We start from the raw sequence: 13,894 nt of genomic DNA, 5'->3' as shown, positions 1-13,894 counted from the left end.
CTCAGCTGGGTCGACCGGGGCATCATGGTGCTACTCGGAAGACCTACAGACATCGTCGGCGCCTCGCGCCCGCGGTGGCACAGGGGGTAGTGGATGTCTTCTCGCAGTCCTGGGGGCAGAGGCAGTGCCCCGTCGAGACTTCAGCAAATAGGCCATGCACTGAGTGTGTGGAAGCCCCGCATTATGAAGTGGCTCCTTGCGTTTGTCATCGTGCTGGGGATCGCTGCAGAAATCATCGAGCCACTTGGAGACTGGTTCGAGGGACAGAGCTTCCTCGGCGGTTCACTTGCCGCCTTCATCGCCCTCATACTGTTCGACGCCCTGAGCGAGTCGGAACCGCATGAAGTCTCGGGCGTCTACGTACTCGCCGACCTGGACGACCTTCTTCCAGAGATGAAGGATGCTTTCGAGGCTCGACATATCCGCATCGACTTCTCAGGGTTCAGCATGGAGACACTACTCAAACTGCTCAGGGCATCCCTCGACAGGATGAGCTACGAGAAAGTGAACACACAAGAGCTCACCCTGTGCATCATCATCGCTCATCTCAATTTACCCATGAGTCTTCCAGGAAAACTCGAACCATTCCCGGACAGTGCTGGACTACCCGCCGGAACGGTCTATTTTGCAGACTCCATGGAAAACCGTGAACGTATGCGGGAGCACTTCACCAAGCCCAACTGGAACGAACTCAAGGATCTACTGGACCGAGTGCACGAAAGAAATCCCAACATGACCATCTCGTGCGAGGTGCGCGAATCGCCGCAGATACCGGAGCGCAAGTTCTACATCCTGAATCAGGAAAAAATATTTCACCAACCGTACGGCATAATCGAGGCGCGCATTTTCTGGCGTGAAAACACACACAGAATTCTCGACACTACCGGCTTTGGACTCCGGCACGGCAAAGCTCGCATCATCGGCTGGGACATGCGATCCGATTCCCGAACGACCCGAGAGGTCGCGGAGCATCACATGGAATGGCACAGGAACCTTTGGGAGAAGCTGCAATACGTAAAGCCCAAACACCCCGTCATCACGGATCCTCGCTGGATTCCACCGGAGGAGAGACGCGCAGGGTAGGGGGCAGTACGACACTCAGATGCTCCCAGGCCGACCGGTACCACTCCCTCATGCTGCCGAAGAAGACGGAGTCGTGTGTCCCTTCGTCCGCCTCCATACGGTGGTACGAGAGAGTCGAGCCCAGGCCCAGCACATCCAGCGAGTCGACGGCCTCGTCCTCCTCCGGGCGTCCCTCGCGGGGTACCCTGATCTGTCGCGGAGTCAGCGAATACGGACCGAAGAGCATGTGCTCGTCATTGATCACGTACAGCTTGAACTGGGGCGTCATCGGGATGTGCCGGACCTCGATACTGGTCTGCACCCCCAGGTTGGTGAAGTCGGCCTGCAACTCCTGCAGCTCATCGCCGCTTTCGCGGACCATGCGTCGCCACCGCACCCAGACCCGGGCGTCCGCTGGCTTCTCGGCGCGAGGGTAGGCGAGCGGTTCCGTCGTCCAGGGCAGGAGCATGCGGATCCGTAGCTTCTCCGGTGCGCTCGCGCCCTCGAAGGCGATCAGTTCGTGCTGGTTCCTGAGGTGCCGCAGCAGCGTCTCGGCGGTGAGAGTGGCTATGTCCAGCGTCACTTCGGCCTGCCGGAAGGCCTGCTCGATCAAGGGCTTGAGCGATGCCGCCCCGGGCCGCTGCGACTGCGGCGGTACGGGCACGGAGTTGGGCACCCTGATCACCCGGGTGCCGCTGCCCTGCCGGGTTTCGATCAGCCCCTCCTCGATCAACTGGTCCACCGCCCGCTGGACGGTGTGCCGGCTCACCCCGAAGTACTCGGCGAGCTTGCGCTGCGGGGGCACCGTGGCGTGCAGCGGATAGGTCCCGTTCTCCAACTGCTCCCGGAGCACTCTCTCCACGCGCGCCTGCGTGGACTCCGAGCCCTCGCCGCCCGCCGTTCGTGAGGTATCCACGCATCGAACCTACCGCCCGGCCGCCGACAACACACCACTTCTCACCAATAAGGCACTCCTATTGGCCTGGTGATTAGCGATCAGCCAGGCCGGGGACAACCAATTCAACTTCGACCAGCCCAATTGGTGGGCCGGTCGGTTCGGCGGCGGAAGCCGACGAGGGCAAGGAGATGGACGGTGGACTTACGACGTGCCTCGCACGGCACCACCCCGCACAGCCCGCAGAACCGTCTCCAGCGACCGCACGATGCCCCAGCGCGCCACGCCCGCGTCCAGCAGCATCTGTGCCTTCTCCTCATTGCGCGCGTAGCCGAGGAAGTGCACGCCGGCGCTGAGGGCCGCGGCGTGGTCCGACGGGGTGTCGCCGATCATCAGGGTGGTGTCCGGCGCGGCCCTGAGCGCGCACAGCGCACGGTTCAGCGTGTACGGGTGGGGCTTGAGCAGGCTCAGGTCCCGGGTGCGGCCGTAGATGTTGGGCACGAAGTACCCCACCAGGTGACGGCTCTCCAGATAGGCCCGTACTGCGCGGTCCGAGTTGTTGGTCACGATGGCGAGCCGCGCTCCCACGGAACGCCAGGTGCGGATGAGCGGATCGGCGTACGCCGTCGGCATCGCCCGTGCCACCGCCTTCAGCTCCTGCTGGGTGAGCCACTCCTCCAGTTCGACCACCAGATCACTGCCGCGGTGGCGCCCGGCGACCTCGCTGAGCACCCAGTGCGGGTCACGACTGCTGCGCTCCCCCTCGGTCAGCACCCCGGCCAGCCCGCGCGCGGCCAGCCATTCCTCCTGGTCGGTGGCGATGGACTTCGCGGAGTGGCCCGCGAACAGCCGGCAGATCGGCCCGTCGAAGTCGAAGAGGACACACCTGGCCCGTCCCACCAGCTCATGGAACTTCTCGGCCTCGCCCGCCACCAGCTCGAACTGCTCAATTTCGAATGTCACTCAGAGAGTGTCGGCTTCGCGACGATCGTTTCCCAGGGGGCGTTCACCGCTTTCGGGCTCTCAGAAGAGCGTGAGATCAGTGGCGATGGTGTCCCACAGGCCGTCGAACCACTTCTGGGACTCCTCGACGAACGCGGCGTCGCGCTGCCCCGACGGCGTCCGGAAGGAGAAGAGGAGAGTCTCGGAGCCGAGCGCGTCGTACATCTCCAGGGTCTGACTTTCGTACCTCCCTTCCCGTCGGGAAAGGACGTAGTAACCGATCAGCGCCTCCTGCCCGTTGAGCAGGTAGAGCTTCACCGGCGGGGTGAACGGCAGCGCGCGGAACGTGACCCGCACGTCGATGCCGTGCGAGGAGCGCAGGGAGCGGAGGTTGTGCCGCAGGACATGCCCCTGGGCGTTGCGCATGTCCAGCCAGCGCTGGTGGACCGGGTCGTCGTCGGCGTCGCTGTCGACGGAGACGGGGAAGGCGAGGGTGATCTCCCGGGACGGCACCAGGATGCGGACGTCGATCGACTCGGGACGCAGGGTGCCCTCGTGGATCCGGCGGACCGGGTCGCCGATGGCCAGCATCAGGGTCTCCGCCGTGTGGCAGACGACGTCTATCCGCACGTGCTGCGCGGCGAACGCCTCCACCAGCCGCGGTGCGAGACCCACCATCGTCGGCTGCGGTTCGTCCCGGGTGTGGGTGACCTCGGCGATCCGGGGCGGGCTGCCCTTGCTGACATTGCTGAGCAGGCCGTCGTCCTGGAGCGCGCGCAGGGCCTGGCGGACCGTGCCGCGCTCCACGCCGAACTCCTCGGCGAGCTCGGCCTGGGTGGGCAGGCGGTCGCCGGCGCGCAGATCGCCCGCGCGGATGCGGTCCCGCAGGGTGTTGGCGATCTCCTGCGGCGAGAGCCTTCTGCTGCCGTTCACTGCCACGTTCTCCTGGGTCACGACCAAACGCTACAACTTTGGCCCATCTTCGGTGAGTTGTTTGAAACTTGTTTGTAAGTAGGTACCAACTGGGGATAAGTTAAGCATAGTTGGTTGCCAACTTGATGAAGATGGCGGAAGTTCTCCTTCCTCTCGCAAGTAGTTGGCAGATGGGAAGGCCCCGCGCCTCCCCGATACCGGAGCACGACTCTCGCACCACCGCCCTCCATCGCACCACAGCACCATCGCACGCCTCTCGCCCGCCCCCGCAAGGCCCGAAGGAGGATCCACCATGCCCGCCATAGCCCTTTTCTCCGCCCTCCTCGTCGTCGGATTCGAGCAGTTCGTCGAGTGGCAGTACGGTCCCAGCGGCGCCGTCGGACTGCTGCTGCTCACCGTGGGCCTCAAGGTGAAGAGCCCCGCCTGCAGCTCGATCGGAGCCGTCGTCCTTGCGCTGCTGTTCTCGGGCCCGGCTCTGTGACCTGGGAAATCCGCGCGCACGCACTGCCCGCACGGCCCGCACGACCCGCACCACTGGGAGATCTCAGCGCGTGAGCACCAGCTCCGAGCTGATGGTCTCCCACAGCGCGTTGAACCACAGATGCGACTGCTCCACGAACGTCGTGGCCCGCAGCCCCTCCCCCTGCTCGAAGGCGAACAGCATCGACTGGGTCCCCTCGGCGTCGTACGTCTCCAGGTACTCACTGTCGATCTCCGCCCCCCGCCGCGACAGCGTGTAGTACGCGAAGAGCGCCTCCGCCTCGTTGAGCAGGTACAACTTCACCGGCGGAGTGAACGGCAGGGCCCTGAACGTGATGTGTACGTCGATGCCGTGCGTCGCCCGCAACGCCAGCAGGTTGTGCTTCAGGACCTGGCCCTGGGCGTTGCGCTGGGCCAGCCACCGCCGCTGCACCCGCTCGCCGTCCTCCGTCGCGTCCACCGCCGCCGGGAAGGCGAGATCGATGTCGCGGGACGGCAGGAGTACGCGGACGTCGATCCTGGCCGGTTCTAATCGGCCCTCGTGGATGAGACGCAGTGGTTCGCCCATCGCGAGCGTCAGGGAGACAGCCGTCAGGCACAGGGCGTCTATCTCCACGTGGGGCGCCGAGAAGGCGGCCGTGATCCGTGAGGCCAGCGCCACCATGGTGGTCCGCGGTGGAGCCGCCGGCCCGGTCAGAGCCTTCTCCACGCTCTCGGCGACGGTCGCGGGACTCCCCTTGGACACGTTGGACAGCAGGCTCTCCGACTGCAGGATGCGCAGCGCCTGCCGTACGGTCCCGCGCTCGACTGCGAACTCGTCCGCCAGCCTGGCCTGGGTGGGCATGCGTGCGCCCGCTCGCAGCTCACCCGACAAGATCCGGCTGCGCAGCTCGTCGGCCACCTCTCGGTGTGACATCTGTGGCCGTTGTGCCCTCTTCCGCCCATTGACGGCGACGTGTTCCGGGTCCACGGCCAAACACTACAACTTCGCGCCATCTTTGGGCAGTTACCGAGAAGGTGGTTATGAGACGCATCCAAGTGGAGATAACTTCATTGAAGTTGGTCACCAACTTGAGCAACATGGTCAGGCTTCCAGGGGGTTGGCCGCCAGAGTCGCACCAGACGACCAGGGCGGATCGGTCCCAGCGGGGGTCCGTCTCCCCGTCCCGAAGGAGGGACCGTATGCCACTCATCGCCATCGTCGTCGCCGCCCTCGCCATCGGCCTGGAGCAGTTGCTCCAGGTGAAGTACGGAGGGATGGGCGTCGTCGCCTTCGTCGCCCTCGCCATCGGTATCAAGGCCAAGAACTCAATGATCGGCGGCATCGGGGCCGTGATCCTCGTGATGCTGCTCGCCCAGTCCGGCTGACCGGGCCTCACCGCCCGGCCGGTCCGGCCGACCGGGTTCCCTTCCGGAGGGGAGCCGGGAGCCCGGTCGGCCCGCACCACCGCGGACACGTACGCCGTCCGCGGAAGCACGGCAGAACAACTGAATTGCTACGGATGAGCAGAACGAACGGAACAGAGGCCAGAGGCCAGAGGCCAGAGAGCCGGAAGCCGGAAAGGAAGGGAGAACAGGGAAGCAATCAGAAGATGTCCGGGCACCACGGTCGCCTGGACGTACGCAGCGGGGCGTCGGCCACCAGGGCGGCGCCCGCTCGTTCTTCCCGGCCCCGGTCCAGCGCCACGAGCCGCTCCTGGGCTCAGGAGCCGGGTGCGGCCGGCTCCCGTACACACGCCCACGCCGCACGCCCACGCCGCACGCGAGGCCGCACGCGAGGCCGACCGGAACCGGCTACATGAGCAGGTCGTCGACCTGGGCCTCGCCCTCGCGGTATCTGCGGGCGATCTCCGCGCTGCAGTCGTCGGCCGTCCGCTGCAACTGCTGCCGCCGCCGCGAGACCTGCTGCTCGTAGCGCACGAGCCGCCCCATCGCGGTGTTCAGCTCCAGATCCGTACGGGCCTCCAGGTCGGACAGCTCGACCTCGGAGAGCATCTCGGCGGCCAGCAGCCGGTACTCCTCGCTGTACGGCGTCCCCACGGTCACGTGCCGTGCCGACGAGCGGTGTCTGGCGGGCCCGTCCGTCAGGATCTCCGACAGCCGTGCGACGACCGACGCCTCCCCGACGGCAGGAGCCCCGCGGCCGTCGCCCCGGCCCTCCCGGGGGAGTTCCGTACGCCGTTCCACCTCGGCCCGCAGGATGTCGATCCGCCCCTGCAGCAGTCGCCGTACGTAACTCAGATCGGCCTCGTCCCGCTGCGCGTCCCTGCGCAGGCCGCGCAGTTCGGGCAGGAGCAGGACGCCCAGTTCGGGCGCGGGCTCCGGCATCGGACTGTCCGTTCGCTGGGTGGGCGGACGCACCGCCGGGATCGACGACGGCGACTCCCCCCGGATCAACGAAACCAACCTGGGTGACTGCCCCGTACTAGGTGTGCTCATGTGCCTCAACCGTCCCCTCGACCGGCGCGTGTGAGCATCGTGCCACCCCAAGTGGCCGCTATGTGACCGAGTGCCCCCGATCAGCCCCAGATGGCCGGTTAAGGATCAATAAGAAACACCCCGTACGGAGGTCGTGGCGCTGCCGTCGGGGGCCGTTCGGTGCGCGTGCCGACGTCGACCGGGCGCACGGCATGATGGACCACATGCGTGCGGTGGTGCAGAGGGTGGACGGCGCGAGCGTCGTCGTGGACGGCGAGACGGTCGGGGAGATCGACGGCGAGGGACTGTGCGTCCTCGTCGGGGTGACCCACGAGGACACGAAGGAGAAAGCGGCCCAACTGGCCCGCAAACTCTGGTCCGTACGGATGCTGGCCGACGAGAAGTCGTGCTCCGACATCGACGCACCGCTGCTCGTCATCAGCCAGTTCACCCTCTACGGGGACGCCCGCAAGGGCCGGCGCCCCACCTGGAACGCGGCGGCCCCCGGCGATGCGGCCGAGCCCCTCGTGGACGAGGTCGTGGCTCAACTCCGGTCGCTGGGCGCGACGGTGGCCACGGGCAGGTTCGGCGCGAAGATGCGCGTCTCCCTGACGAACGACGGCCCGTTCACGGTACTGATCGACATGTGAGCCCCGGGCCCCGGGCCCCGGGCCCCGGGCCCCGAGAGCTCGTACAAGTACTGTCCAGGGCTCGTCCAGGGCTCGTCCAGGGCAAGTGAAGAGACTGCCACGGGGCTTACGGCTCGACCACGACCTCCTGGGCGGCGGCCGTCCCGTCGGCCGTCAGCCGGGCGTCCAGGGGCACGTTCCGCTTGACGAGGGCCAGGGCGATCGGGCCCAGCTCGTGATGGCGTACGGACGTCGTGATGGAACCGATCTTGCGGCCCTCCGCGCCCTCGTCCGCGAGACGCAGTTCCGTGCCGTGCGGCGGCAGATGGACCTCGCTGCCGTCCAGGTGCAGGAAGACGAGCCTGCGCGGCGGCTTGCCCAGGTTCTGGACGCGCGCGACGGTCTCCTGGCCGCGGTAGCAGCCCTTCTGCAGATGCACCGCGCTGCCGATCCAGCCCAGTTCGTGCGGGATGGTGCGGTGGTCGGTCTCGAAGCCGAGCCGCGGCCGGTGCTGCTCGACGCGCAGGGCCTCGTAGGCGAGCAGCCCGACGGCGGGCCCGTGCTTGACGCCGTCCTCGCCCGCGTCCTCGGCGAACGACTCCAGATTCGCGCGCGGGAGGAAGACATCCCGCCCGTACGACGTCTCGCGGACGACGCCACCCTCGGGGACCTCGGCGATGGAACCGGCGGGCAGGTGCACGACCGCGAGATCGCCGGTGCGGTCGGCGACTTCGACCCGGTAGAAGAACTTCATCGACTCCAGGTACGCGATCAGCGCCTCCTGTGTGCCGGGCTCGACGTGCGCCCAGGTCGTCGTCCCGTCGTCGACGAGATACAGCGCGTGCTCGACATGGCCGTTGGCGGTGAGGATCAGCGCCTCGGTGGCCTGGCCGGCCGGCAGATCGCTGACGTGCTGGGTGAGCAGCAGGTGCAGCCAGCTGAGGCGGTCCGACCCGGTGACGGCGACCACCCCGCGGTGCGAGAGATCCACGAAACCGGTGCCGTCGGCGAGGGCACGCTGCTCGCGGAACAGGTCACCGTAATGGGCGGCTACGCCTTCGTCCACTCCCTCGGCGGGAACGGCACCGGGCAGGGACAGCAGAGGGCTCTTCATATCCACACAGCCTACGACCGAGTGGCGGCCGATTTTATTTCCCGGCGGTGCCGGAGCCCGTGCCGGAGCCGGAGCCGGAGCCGGAGTCCGTGCCGGGCTTCGCCGCGCACTCCTCGCAGCGGCCGAAGATCGCGAAGTGCTTCATGTCGGTGACGAAGCCGAAGGTCTCGCGCAGCTTGGCCGTGAAGTCGGCGGCGACCTCGATGTCCGCCTCGATGACGTTCGTGCAGTCGCGGCAGACCAGGTGGATGTGATGGTGCCGGTCCGCGAGGTGGTACGTGGGCGCGCCGTGCCCCAGATGCGCGTGCGAGACCAGCTTGAGCTCCTCCAGGAGCTCCAGGGTCCGGTACACCGTGGAGATGTTGACCCCCGACGCCGTCTTCCGCACTTCCACGAGGATGTCGTCGGGAGTCGCGTGCTCCAGGGTGTCCACCGCTTCGAGCACGAGCTGCCGCTGAGGCGTGAGCCGATAGCCACGCTGCCGCAGATCGCTCTTCCAGTCGGCGCCGGTGCCTGTCGTGTCCGCGCCTGTACCTGTGCCTGTGCCTTCGGTGCTGCTTCCAGTGCTCACCACACCGGAAGTCTAGGACTACTTGAAGAAAGCGATGCCGTCGTCCGGCATGTCGTCCGGGAGGGCCTTCGCCCAGCGCTCCACGTCGTCGGGGCTGACGACCTTCTTGAGCTGCGCCGACATGTACGGGCGGAGCGGGACCTCGGGGGTCTGCTTCTCGCCGACCCACATGAGGTCGCTCTTCACGTAGCCGTACAGACGCTTGCCGCCGTTGTACGGGCCGGAGGCGGCCGTCCGCGCCACCGCGTCCGTGACCAGGTCGATCTGCGGCTTCTTGGCGGCCAGGTCGCCGTACCAGATCTCCACCACACCGTCGTCGCGGACCATCACGACCTCGACCTTGCGGTCCTTGTCGATGCGCCAGAAGCCGGACTCGGACTCCAGCGGGCGCACCTTGTTGCCCTCGGAGTCGAGGACCCAGGTGTGCGAGTGGTATTCGAGGAAGTCCCGGCCGTCGTGGGTGAAGCTGACCTCCTGGCCGAAGTTGCACTTCTCGGCGCCTGGGAAGTCGTGTACGCCCGCGCCGGTCCACTCACCGAGCAGGAAGACGAGGGGGACGAGGTCCTTGTGCAGGTCGGACGGGATCTCGATCATGAGGTCGGCAGTTCCTTGATGGGGGTCAGCGCTGGCCCTGGTACAGCTTCTTCACGGCGAGCCCGGTGAAGGCGAGAACGCCGACACAGACCAGGATCAGCAGAGCTTCGAAGAAGTACTCAAGCACGGGGTGCTCCTCGGGTGACGCGGTGGTGGGCAGTACAGAGCCGGTCCCCACTCTAGACGGGCGGGGACCGGCTCTCTCTCCGAGGTCCGCCGGTCAGCCCAGAAGCTGGCTCTGCAGGACCACGGTCTGCTGGAACGGGACCTTCTTCGCGGTGCCCTTCCGGGACTGCACGATCACGGCGACGGTGTCGTTCGCCCCGAGGTACGCCTGCCGTACGTGCTCGGTGCCGTAGGGCTTCGCCTCGTCACCGATGACCCGTTCGACGCCGTCGACCTCGGAAGCCATCGGGAACCCGTCGTCGCCGTCGGACATCTCCGGGCTCCCGCGCAGCTCGTACCGCAGGGTGTCGTACGAGGTGAGCTTGCCGACGAACAGTTCGTCCACGACGACGGCCGTGGAGAACCGCAGCAGGTAGATCCGGGTGCGTGTGCCGTCCGGCGTGGTCCAGCCGCGTGCCGCGATGTGCCGCAGGCCGTTGTCGGTGAGCAGCTGTCCGAAGGGCTCCCGGTCGTCCTTGACGTACTCCGCCAGGAAGGTCTTCGTCGGGAGCCAGCCGTCCTCGCCGCGCAGCGCCGCGTCGGCCTTCGCGCCCTTCGGGGCGGGGAGTACGAGTTCGCGCAGGTCGGCGTAGTGGGCGCCGGCCCTGTTCGACTCGTCGGTGGGGCCCGGGCTGCCGGCGGGCAGCGGCGGCCTGCTGATCTCCGGGTAGTCCCAGCGCCCGTCCGACGCGGTCGCCAGGCCGGGTACGTCGGTGCGGTCCAGCTGCGTGACGCCGTACGCGGATGCCGTCCCGACCGCCGCGAAGACCACGACGGCGGCGGTCCAGCGCAGGGCCGCGCGCAGCACGCGACGGTCCTTCTTCGCCTTGGCCTCGGGCGGAGGCGAGGGAGGCGGCTGAAGGGGGAGGGGAGGGGGAGTGGGCGGTGCCTCGGGGGCAGGCGGCGCTTCAGGCAAGGGTGGCACCTCGGGCAAGGGTGGCACCTCGGGCGCGGGCGGCGCCTCGGGCGCGGGCGGCGCTTCCGGCGCGGGCCGCGAGGGCACCTGGTGTTCGATCTGCTCGGTCATACCGCCTCCCCCGGCTCGGCGATGCGGTCGAGCTGCTCGCGCAGGAACACCGCGACCCCCTTGGTGTTCAGTGGCTTGACCCCGTACGCGGTGGCGCTGACCATCACGTCGCCCCTGTAGGCGGAGCAGACCATCAGGTCGAGCTTGTCGACGGCGTCCTTCGGCGGCAGGAAGCACTGGGCGTTCTTGTGGCCCTCGATCTTCGGGCCCTTGCGGAAGATCTCCAGGGCGTTGAGGAACTCGCTCTGGAACGTGGCGAGGTCACGCACGGTCTTCTTGTCCATCCGGGACAGCACGACGTCGACCGTGAAGACCTTGCCGTCGCCGCCGTAGTCGAGGCTGTCGGACGGGCTGACGTAGCTGCGCATCGCCATGCCCTGGATGTGCTGCTTGTCGATCTGCTTCTCCAGGCGCAGCCGCTGGGAGCGGGGCAGGTCGCGGATCGACTGTTTGCGCAGGTCGGTGGCCTGACGGCCGCTGAACTGGGAGTCGGAGCCGAACTCGTCGATGTCGGGACCCCTGCTGAAGCCGTCGGCGTCCGGGTCGGTCCCGTAGGGCACCAGCAAGCTCGCGAGGCCGGTCTTCTTGCCGTCCACCTCCTCCTTCGGCTTCTCGTCGTCCGCCGACTGCTTCGGAAATCGCCACACCGGGGCGCCCGCGTCACGGTCGGCGCCGTCGACGGCCACCACGGTGAAGCCGGTGCCGCCGACGACGGCGACGAGGAGCGCCCCGCAGGCGACGCCGGCGACGACACGCCCACGCCGGACACGCCGCCGCACGGGCTTCTCCGCGAGCTCGGGCTCGGGCTCGGGCTCGGGCCGCGAAGGCTCGGACGCGGCCTCAAGGGTGACCTCGGCTGCAGTCGCACGCTCGGCCTCATGCGCAGGCCCAGGCGCGGGCGCTGGGTCGGGCCCAGGCTCGGGCGCTGGGTCGGGCGTCACGGCGTCGTCGGGTCTGTCGGGGTTCTCGTTCACAGCCGCTCCATCTGCTGCTCGGCCAGATCCATGATCGTCTTCTTGGGGACCGGCTTCGTGTCGTAGATCCAGATCTCCATGGCGATGTCGCCGCGCCAGGCGTGTGCCTGAGCCGAGTACACCGGCTGGTAGCCCGCCTTCTGCTGCGGCTCGTCATGGACGTACGCCATGCCGTCCCCCGTACCGGGAATGGACCAGCTGTGGTTGGCGCCCAGCTCCTCGGCCCAGTAGCGCTGGCTCTCGGCGTAACCGGCCGCGGCGGGCTTCTCCTCCTGGCGGTACTGCAGCAACCGGACCTCGACGTCGCGTGTGCCGCTCTCGCTCCAGTTGGCGACGGCCGCCCGCCGGAACTCGTCGCTGACGAGCTCGCGGAAGACGGTGTCGGGCTCGGTGTACCGGTCCGCGTACTCGGCGAGCGTCATCCATGCGCCGTCGTCGTCGGTCGCGTAGGCGCCGTCCCCGGCCCCCTTCGGCCGCTCGACCAGCAGCTTGCGCAGGTCTCCCTCGGCCTTCACCCTGCGGTCCTGCGCGGCCGACAGCGGCTCGGGGCCCTTGCCCTTCGCCTGCGCGAGGACCGGCTGCGAGAGCGACGGCAGCCTGGTGGGCTCGCGGTCGGCCTGGACCAGGTATCCGACACAGGTGCCGGCGACCGTCCCGAGCACGGCGGCCGTGGCGATCAGGAGCGTCGTACGTCCGCGCCGGCGCACACGGGCCGCCACAGGAACCGGCTCCGTCACTTCAGATACGTCAGGTGCTTCAGATACGTCAGGTGCTTCAGATGCGTCAGCTGCTTCAGATGCGTCAGCTGCTTCAGATGCGTCAGCTGCTTCAGGTATGTCAGCTGCCACGGGTACTTCGGGTACTTCGGGTACTTCGGGTACTTCCAAGACGTCGTCCCCCACAGAACGCGAAAGGCGGATTCCGTATCCGCGCGCACAGGAGACCCATGGCCAATGCTCTGGGTTGCAGAGGAGTTGATTACGATTCGGTCATGGCGAAGAAGCTCGTGATCAAGGTGACGGCAGGGGCCGACGCCCCCGAACGCTGCTCGCAGGCCTTCACGGTGGCGGCGGTCGCCGTGGCCAGCGGGGTGGACGTATCGCTCTGGCTCACCGGGGAGTCCGCGTGGTTCGCGCTGCCCGGCCGCGCCGCCGAGTTCGAGCTCCCGCACGCGGCCCCGCTGCCCGACCTGCTCGACTCGATCCTGGCCGGCGGCCGTCTCACGCTCTGCACGCAGTGCGCGGCCCGCCGGGACATCTCCGAGAAGGACGTCGTCGACGGCGTACGGATCGCGGGCGCGCAGGTCTTCGTGCAGGAGGCCCTGGCGGACGACACCCAGGCGCTCGTCTACTGAAACCGAGAACCACGGACTCCCGGAGTCGCTACCGCCGACGCTTTCTGCCGTCCAGCTCGTCCCACCACTCGTCGGACTTGTCGTCGCCCGAGGGGTCGTCCCACCAGCGGTCGTCGGGGCCCCGCCGGTTGGCCGTCATCGCCGCGAGCGGCGGGATCACCATCGCCACGACGCACATGCCGACGGCCACGGGGACCGACCAGAGCCGCACGACTCCCCAGGCCAGTACGAACAGCCCGACGCACGTCCCCATCATGGCGAAGTAGACGTGCCGCCTTCGCGCATACATAGGTCCAGGGTAAGCCGGTTCCGGGCAAGCGGGACAAGCCGAAGGGCCGCACCCCGTACCGGAAAGCGTCCAACCCCCGGGGGTGCGGCCCTTCGGCCGTTCATACGGTGCGAACCGTCGGACGGTTCAGGTGGTTCAGACGGCGATGGCCACTTCGGCCAGGCCGCCCGTCCGGGCGACGACCGTACGGTCGGCCGTGCCGCCCGGAACGAGGGCGCGAACGGTCCAGGTGCCCTCGGCCGCGTAGAACCGGAACTGTCCGGTCGCCGAGGTCGGGACCTCGGCGGTGAACTCGCCCGTCGAGTCCAGCAGGCGGACATAGCCCACCACCGGCTCGCCGTCCTTGGTCACGTGACCCTGGATGGTGGTCTCACCGGGCTTGATCGTCGAGGCGTCGGGGCCGCCGGCCTTCGCTCCACACATGTTTCGTTTCCGTCCTTGAGTCCT

The 13,894-nt window shown here is 67.8% G+C and carries 19 protein-coding genes; 5 read left to right on the top strand and 14 right to left on the bottom strand.

The features are described 5' to 3' along the window. Positions 1 to 183: 183 nt before the first annotated feature. Complete coding sequence (locus ACIOKD_RS37605) at positions 184 to 1,083, top strand: hypothetical protein (RefSeq protein WP_402092629.1); 900 nt, start codon at positions 184 to 186, stop codon at positions 1,081 to 1,083. Here the strand turns inward: ACIOKD_RS37605 and ACIOKD_RS37600 are convergent. The 3 genes from ACIOKD_RS37600 to ACIOKD_RS37590 form a co-directional block, all read right to left on the bottom strand. Further along, positions 1,037 to 1,978 (bottom strand): GntR family transcriptional regulator, encoded by a 942-nt coding sequence (locus ACIOKD_RS37600; protein ID WP_402092627.1) that lies wholly within the window; start codon positions 1,976 to 1,978, stop codon positions 1,037 to 1,039. The genes ACIOKD_RS37605 and ACIOKD_RS37600 overlap by 47 nt on opposite strands. A gap of 183 nt (positions 1,979 to 2,161) precedes the next feature. Beyond that, positions 2,162 to 2,920 (bottom strand): HAD family hydrolase, encoded by a 759-nt coding sequence (locus ACIOKD_RS37595; RefSeq protein ID WP_402092625.1) that lies wholly within the window; start codon positions 2,918 to 2,920, stop codon positions 2,162 to 2,164. Between the two features lie 60 nt (positions 2,921 to 2,980). After that, the gene (locus tag ACIOKD_RS37590) at positions 2,981 to 3,859 is read right to left on the bottom strand and encodes a GntR family transcriptional regulator (RefSeq protein ID WP_402092623.1); all 879 of its coding nucleotides are present in this window, start codon (positions 3,857 to 3,859) and stop codon (positions 2,981 to 2,983) included. Positions 3,860 to 4,124: 265 nt separating this feature from the next. On the opposite strand from ACIOKD_RS37590, the gene ACIOKD_RS37585 reads away from it, so the two are divergent. Further along, the gene (locus tag ACIOKD_RS37585; protein WP_402092621.1) at positions 4,125 to 4,313 is read left to right on the top strand and encodes a hypothetical protein; all 189 of its coding nucleotides are present in this window, start codon (positions 4,125 to 4,127) and stop codon (positions 4,311 to 4,313) included. 63 nt (positions 4,314 to 4,376) lie between these two features. Here the strand turns inward: ACIOKD_RS37585 and ACIOKD_RS37580 are convergent, their stop codons facing one another. Then, a complete protein-coding gene (locus ACIOKD_RS37580) occupies positions 4,377 to 5,228 on the bottom strand; it encodes a winged helix-turn-helix domain-containing protein (protein WP_402092618.1) in 852 nt (283 codons plus the stop codon). A 266-nt stretch (positions 5,229 to 5,494) separates the two neighbouring features. Between ACIOKD_RS37580 and ACIOKD_RS37575 the strand changes: the two genes are divergently transcribed. Next, positions 5,495 to 5,680, top strand: a complete 186-nt coding sequence (locus ACIOKD_RS37575) for a hypothetical protein (protein WP_398289638.1) — start codon at positions 5,495 to 5,497, stop codon at positions 5,678 to 5,680. A gap of 426 nt (positions 5,681 to 6,106) precedes the next feature. Here the strand turns inward: ACIOKD_RS37575 and ACIOKD_RS37570 are convergent, their stop codons facing one another. After that, positions 6,107 to 6,751 carry an aerial mycelium formation protein gene (locus ACIOKD_RS37570; protein WP_402092617.1) on the bottom strand — a complete coding sequence of 215 codons (645 nt, stop codon included), beginning with the start codon at positions 6,749 to 6,751 and terminating at the stop codon, positions 6,107 to 6,109. A 203-nt stretch (positions 6,752 to 6,954) separates the two neighbouring features. On the opposite strand from ACIOKD_RS37570, the gene dtd reads away from it, so the two are divergent. Then, positions 6,955 to 7,380 carry a D-aminoacyl-tRNA deacylase gene (gene dtd / locus ACIOKD_RS37565; RefSeq protein WP_402092616.1) on the top strand — a complete coding sequence of 142 codons (426 nt, stop codon included), beginning with the start codon at positions 6,955 to 6,957 and terminating at the stop codon, positions 7,378 to 7,380. Between the two features lie 106 nt (positions 7,381 to 7,486). Here dtd and ACIOKD_RS37560 read toward each other — a convergent pair whose 3' ends face one another. The 7 genes from ACIOKD_RS37560 to ACIOKD_RS37530 form a co-directional block, all read right to left on the bottom strand. Then, a complete protein-coding gene (locus tag ACIOKD_RS37560) occupies positions 7,487 to 8,473 on the bottom strand; it encodes a YgfZ/GcvT domain-containing protein (protein WP_402092615.1) in 987 nt (328 codons plus the stop codon). 34 nt (positions 8,474 to 8,507) lie between these two features. Continuing rightward, positions 8,508 to 8,960 carry a Fur family transcriptional regulator gene (locus ACIOKD_RS37555; RefSeq protein ID WP_402092692.1) on the bottom strand — a complete coding sequence of 151 codons (453 nt, stop codon included), beginning with the start codon at positions 8,958 to 8,960 and terminating at the stop codon, positions 8,508 to 8,510. A gap of 102 nt (positions 8,961 to 9,062) precedes the next feature. Next, positions 9,063 to 9,638, bottom strand: a complete 576-nt coding sequence (locus tag ACIOKD_RS37550) for an FABP family protein (RefSeq protein ID WP_107015264.1) — start codon at positions 9,636 to 9,638, stop codon at positions 9,063 to 9,065. 220 nt (positions 9,639 to 9,858) lie between these two features. Continuing rightward, complete coding sequence (locus tag ACIOKD_RS37545) at positions 9,859 to 10,830, bottom strand: hypothetical protein (protein WP_402092614.1); 972 nt, start codon at positions 10,828 to 10,830, stop codon at positions 9,859 to 9,861. Continuing rightward, positions 10,827 to 11,804 carry a hypothetical protein gene (locus tag ACIOKD_RS37540; protein WP_402092612.1) on the bottom strand — a complete coding sequence of 326 codons (978 nt, stop codon included), beginning with the start codon at positions 11,802 to 11,804 and terminating at the stop codon, positions 10,827 to 10,829. Before ACIOKD_RS37540 ends, ACIOKD_RS37545 begins: the two co-directional genes overlap by 4 nt. Then, positions 11,801 to 12,541 carry a hypothetical protein gene (locus ACIOKD_RS37535; RefSeq protein WP_402092611.1) on the bottom strand — a complete coding sequence of 247 codons (741 nt, stop codon included), beginning with the start codon at positions 12,539 to 12,541 and terminating at the stop codon, positions 11,801 to 11,803. Before ACIOKD_RS37535 ends, ACIOKD_RS37540 begins: the two co-directional genes overlap by 4 nt. After that, positions 12,538 to 12,741 (bottom strand): hypothetical protein, encoded by a 204-nt coding sequence (locus ACIOKD_RS37530; protein ID WP_402092609.1) that lies wholly within the window; start codon positions 12,739 to 12,741, stop codon positions 12,538 to 12,540. Before ACIOKD_RS37530 ends, ACIOKD_RS37535 begins: the two co-directional genes overlap by 4 nt. A 54-nt stretch (positions 12,742 to 12,795) precedes the next feature. Between ACIOKD_RS37530 and ACIOKD_RS37525 the strand changes: the two genes are divergently transcribed. Further along, positions 12,796 to 13,158 (top strand): DsrE family protein, encoded by a 363-nt coding sequence (locus ACIOKD_RS37525; protein WP_402092607.1) that lies wholly within the window; start codon positions 12,796 to 12,798, stop codon positions 13,156 to 13,158. Positions 13,159 to 13,186: 28 nt separating this feature from the next. Here ACIOKD_RS37525 and ACIOKD_RS37520 read toward each other — a convergent pair whose 3' ends face one another. Both ACIOKD_RS37520 and ACIOKD_RS37515 read right to left on the bottom strand, forming a co-directional pair. Next, positions 13,187 to 13,447, bottom strand: a complete 261-nt coding sequence (locus ACIOKD_RS37520; RefSeq protein ID WP_402092604.1) for a DUF3099 domain-containing protein — start codon at positions 13,445 to 13,447, stop codon at positions 13,187 to 13,189. 135 nt (positions 13,448 to 13,582) lie between these two features. After that, positions 13,583 to 13,870 carry a DUF1416 domain-containing protein gene (locus ACIOKD_RS37515; protein WP_402092602.1) on the bottom strand — a complete coding sequence of 96 codons (288 nt, stop codon included), beginning with the start codon at positions 13,868 to 13,870 and terminating at the stop codon, positions 13,583 to 13,585. Positions 13,871 to 13,894 lie beyond the last annotated feature (24 nt).

Origin of the sequence: Streptomyces sp. NPDC087844 (assembly GCF_044742785.1) — a bacterium.
Classification (GTDB): domain Bacteria; phylum Actinomycetota; class Actinomycetes; order Streptomycetales; family Streptomycetaceae; genus Streptomyces.
This window is presented reverse-complemented; position numbering and strand designations above follow the sequence as displayed.